1 protein-coding gene is annotated in these 572 nt (G+C 36.2%); it reads left to right on the plus strand.

All coding sequences use genetic code 11. The features are described from left to right. Positions 1-171: 171 nt before the first annotated feature. Positions 172-572, plus strand: a 401-nt coding sequence (locus HMPREF2904_RS12135; RefSeq protein ID WP_070660394.1) for a GNAT family N-acetyltransferase, incomplete at its 3' end; no start/stop codon positions are given.

Here is a 572-nt window from a genome sequence, read left to right on the forward strand (position 1 = left end):
AATCGCGAGCGAACGATAAGCGTAGAACTATTTTTCCCAGATGCCAGCATTCCCCCTTTCACCTTGTTTCCTCCCAATCCTTATAAAGACAAGGGTAAAAAGATGTCCAATTGGTTGATTGGGAATATTGAAGTATCGGAAGAAACCTCTAAATAGAAATAAGAACAAGTCATGATGAATAGAATAGTAGATGATCGGATCACTCTTATTCCTTATTATAGAAATGATGCCATCTCCCTTCTTTGGTATCAGGATAGTGAGGTTTGCAAACAAGTGGATAATACTGATCAGATTTACGATGTAACAAAACTTCATAAAATGTATGATTACCTAACTTCACATGGTTCGTGCTATTATATCCAATATGAGGGAGTGTTAGTTGGAGATGTGACACTTCAAGATAATTCAGAGCTTTCTATAGTGATCAGCAAAGAGTATCAGAATTTACAGATCGGAAGACGGTGTATTTCTGAAATGATACAGCTGGCCAAAGAGAAAAAAATGGTTAAGGTAACTGCTCAAGTTTATCCTTTTAATACTCAAAGTCAAAGAATGTTTTTGGCTTTGGGATT

Origin of the sequence: Streptococcus sp. HMSC072G04, assembly GCF_001813295.1 — a bacterium.
Taxonomy (GTDB): Bacteria; Bacillota; Bacilli; order Lactobacillales; family Streptococcaceae; genus Streptococcus.